This window comes from Cesiribacter andamanensis AMV16 (assembly GCF_000348925.1).
Lineage (GTDB): Bacteria > Bacteroidota > Bacteroidia > Cytophagales > Cyclobacteriaceae > Cesiribacter > Cesiribacter andamanensis.
Genome location: NZ_AODQ01000212.1, coordinates 1 through 3832 on the forward strand (window position 1 = coordinate 1; position 3832 = coordinate 3832).

General features: G+C 58.6%; 4 protein-coding genes and 1 pseudogene. 3 read left to right on the forward strand and 2 right to left on the reverse strand.

The window, feature by feature from the left end; all coding sequences use genetic code 11:
• Positions 1-331, forward strand: a pseudogene (locus ADICEAN_RS22845) (zinc carboxypeptidase); the annotation flags it as partial.
• Positions 332-399: 68 nt separating this feature from the next.
• Here ADICEAN_RS22845 and ADICEAN_RS20425 read toward each other — a convergent pair.
• Entirely contained in the window at positions 400-972 is a 573-nt protein-coding gene (locus ADICEAN_RS20425; RefSeq protein ID WP_009197578.1) for a porin family protein, read from the reverse strand.
• Between the two features lie 51 nt (positions 973-1023).
• A complete protein-coding gene (locus ADICEAN_RS20430; RefSeq protein ID WP_009197579.1) occupies positions 1024-1734 on the reverse strand; it encodes an RNA methyltransferase in 711 nt (236 codons plus the stop codon).
• Between the two features lie 244 nt (positions 1735-1978).
• On the opposite strand from ADICEAN_RS20430, the gene ADICEAN_RS20435 reads away from it, so the two are divergent.
• On the forward strand, positions 1979-2893 hold the full coding sequence (locus ADICEAN_RS20435) for a class I SAM-dependent methyltransferase (protein ID WP_009197580.1): 915 nt from the start codon (positions 1979-1981) through the stop codon (positions 2891-2893).
• 3 nt (positions 2894-2896) lie between these two features.
• A complete protein-coding gene (locus tag ADICEAN_RS20440; RefSeq protein WP_009197581.1) occupies positions 2897-3763 on the forward strand; it encodes an RluA family pseudouridine synthase in 867 nt (288 codons plus the stop codon).
• Positions 3764-3832: the final 69 nt, after the last annotated feature.

The following is a 3832-nucleotide window of genomic DNA, read 5'->3' on the forward strand; positions in this document are numbered from 1 at the left end:
GGCCGATACCACGCACCCCCTGCTCTGGGGCTATACCCAGCCTACCATCAGCCTGTTCCGCACCAATGCCGATGTGTTGCAGGCTGCTACCAACCCCTATGCCCAGCCGCTGCGCTATACCCAAAACCCCCTGCAGGCCGGTTATGTATGGCCGCAGCATCTGAAAGACCTCAGCGGCACCCCTGCCGTACAGGTATCGGCTTATGGCAGCGGCCGTTCCATTGTGCTGCCCGATAATCCCGTATTCCGGGCCTTCTGGCGGGGCTCGGAGCGCCTCCTGATCAATGCCATTTTCTTTGGGTCTGTGATTGATGCACGCTCGGCCCGATAAGCAAAAAAAGCCCCGGCCATGCAGCCGGGGCTTTTTTAGTTTCTTACTCTAGTATAGTTTACCAGTTCTTAGCGGTTTCCGCCAAAGAAATAGCCTACCGATAATTGCAATAAGCGGTTACCGGCTCCTTCAAATTTCTGCGCGTCGTTTACGGAGGTCAGGCCATAGAGGTAGCGGGCATCTACGGTAAAGCCGCTGGCATCGCCCACGCCAAGGCCAAGGCCTACGCCGGCATCAAAAGAATTCCAGGACTCGCGCAGCGTGGCATCGCCACCCTTTACATCGCCAACCCGGAAGCTGCCATAGGGACCAAACTGCAGGTTAAAGACTTCGCCCAGCATCACCTTTGCCATTACGGGTATGTGGATGTAGGTAAGGTGCAGTTCTTCATCGGTATCCCGTACACCTTCGCCCTGCATGGAGAATTGTAGCTCAGGTTGCAGGAATACGCCTGGTGCCAGGCCAAAAGCACCCATCAGGCCGGCATGTATCCCGGTGCGGGTCTTGCCGCTGCTCAGGTCGCCCCCGCCAATATTGGCCAGGTTAAGACCCGCTTTTAAACCAACTCCGGCGGTTTGGGCCTGTACGCCAAAAACACAAAAAGTCAGTAGGGCCAGGGAAAAAATAAACCGTTTCATCATGTCAATATCATATTTGGTTTGCTTCCCTATACTAGCAATACTACATAAAGGTTACGCAAAGCCCCGCTGCCGCGCAGCCTCAAAAACCACCACAGCTGCCGCCGCCGATACGTTCATGGAATCAATCTCGCCCCGCATGGGAATGATAATGTTCTGATCCGAAGCCGCTAACCATTCATCCTTAAGGCCGGTGGCCTCCGTGCCCATGATGAGGGCTGAGGGGCGGGTAAAATCCACCGTATCGTAGCGCACCGAGGCCGATAAAGCGGTTGCATATATCTTAATCTTATTTTGCCGCAGCCAGGCAATGGTCTCTTCAGAGCTGGCCGCCGCCACCGGCTGGGTAAATACGCAGCCTACACTGGAGCGGATCACATTGGGGTTGTAGAAATCAGCTTTCGGGTCGCAGATGATCAGCCCATCCAGGCGGGCGGCATCGGCCGTACGCAGCAGGGCACCCAGGTTGCCAGGCTTTTCTACCCCCTCGCAGATCAGGAGCAGGGGTTTTTTGCCCAGCTGCAGCTGCTCCAGGCCCTGAGGCTTCATCAGCGCCACCGCCAGCAAGCCGCCGGTGCTCTTGCGGTAGGCCAGCTTTTCAAAGACTGGCAGCGTAAGCTGGATCTGCTCGGCATTGCCGGCCTCGTCAATGGCCTGCTCGGCCTCCCGGGTGGTAATGAGCTCGGGGCAGAAGTAGAGGCTCTCAATGCGATACCCCCCTTTGAGCGCCAGGCGGATCTCCCGCGGCCCTTCAATCACAAACATGCCCTCCTGACGGCGGCTACGGCTTTTTTTCCTGCAGGTCCAGCAGCTTTTTTAACACGGGGGTTCTGGGGAGAGGAGATAACAAGCATAGGGGATGAGGATTAAGCTCTTTAGGTGAACGCTTGGGCGGGCAATTGGTTAACAGTAGCAAAGCCGGGCCTGCGGCTGCAAATTTGCAAAAAGCCCACTATTTTGCCCGCTTTCTGCTAATATTGTCTTTTTGTTGACTAGAAGCTGCCCCTACATGGCCACTCCCCATACCTTTACCCTGCTAAGCCCCGCCGACTGGCAGGACTATGAACTGCTGGACTGCGGCGATTTTGAAAAGCTGGAGCGCTTTGGCCGCTACATTCTGGCCCGGCCCGAGCCGCAGGCCGTCTGGGAAAAGGCCCTGCCCGAGGCCGAGTGGGAGCGCCAGGCCCATGCCCGCTATGTACGGGAAAAAGGCCGGCAGGAAAACATTGTGCTCAATGCCGAAAAAGGGGCCTGGCAGGCACTCAAAAACATGCCCGAGCAGTGGCAGATCGGCTACCGGCATGCGGGCATGCAGCTGCAGTTTCGCCTGGCCCTTACCGCCTTTGGCCACATTGGGGTCTTTCCCGAGCAGGCCGAGAACTGGAACTGGATCTACCAAACCTTACAGCAACTACCCATACAGCGCCCCCGGGTGCTGAACCTTTTTGCCTATACCGGAGGGGCCTCGCTGGCCGCCGCTGCTGCCGGCGCCGATGTAACGCACCTGGACAGCATCCGCCAGACGGTAAGCTGGAGCAACCAGAACCGGGAACTTAGCCAGCTGCCCGATATTCGCTGGGTGGTAGAGGATGCCATGAAGTTTGTACGCCGCGAGGCCAAGCGGGGTAACCGCTACCACGGCATCATTATGGACCCTCCCTCCTACGGCCGCGGCCCCAAGGGTGAAAAATGGGTGCTGGAGCAGGACCTCAACGAGCTGGTGGCGCTGGCCGGCCAGCTGCTGGAACCTGCCAACAGCTTTCTGCTGCTCAACCTCTACTCCATGGGCCTGTCGGCGCTGGTGATGGCCAACCTGGTGCGGCAGCACATGGGGGTTGAACATCCCCAGATGGGCGAGCTGTACCTGCAGGCCAAGTCAGGACATCAACTTCCTCTGGGCACCTATTTACGTTTTATCCGCTAAGCCATGCAGTTTACCGCCCCCCGCACCGCCTCCCTTTTTGAGCTTATGCAGGAACAGCTGCCCGATTCGCCCAAGCAGCGCATCCGCAACCTGCTGAAGCACGCCACCCTGCTGGCCAATGGCAAGCCCCTGGCCAACCCCTCTGTAGTGGTGCAGGAAGGCAGTAAGGTGGAGATCCGGAAGGGCAGCGCGCCGGCTGCCAGCGGACAGGCGCCCTTTCCAGTTCATTATGAAGACAAGCATCTGCTGATTGTGGAGAAACCTGCCGGCCTGCTGACGGTTAACCAAAGCAAAACACCTGAGACGAGCCTCTACAAAGAAGTATTTGACTGGCTGCGGGCCAAAACAGGGGGTGGGGAGCGCCCCTGGATTGTGCACCGGCTGGACCGGGAGGTGGGCGGCCTGGTGATCTTTGCCAAAAGCGAGGGGGTGCAGCAGCTGCTCAAAGACAACTGGCGGCAGGTAGAAAAGCGCTACTATGCCCTGGTGCATGGCGCACCCCCTGCCCGGGAAGGTAGCATCCGCACCTGGTTGTGGGAGGCTCCCAACCAGCTGGTAAAGGTGGTAAAGGGGCCGCAGGAAGGCGCCAAGGAAGCCATTACCCATTATCAGCTGGTAGAGCAGTACAAGGCCCACAGCCTGCTGGACCTGCAGCTGGAGACCGGCCGCAAGAACCAGCTGCGCGTACACCTGGCCCACCTGGGCTGCCCCATTGCCGGCGACTGGCGCTACGGCGCCCCCAAGGTAGAAGGCCGCCCCATTCACCTGCTGGCCTATTCCCTGCGCCTGCCCCACCCCCAGAGCGGCAAAACCATTGCCCTTGAGCTCCCCCTGCCCCGGCAGTTTATGAAGGTGGTGGGGAAGGGGTGATAGTTCCTTATTTTCGTACCTGTGATAAGTCCCCTGGCTGGCTTGCTGGCGCGCGCCCAATATCAATAA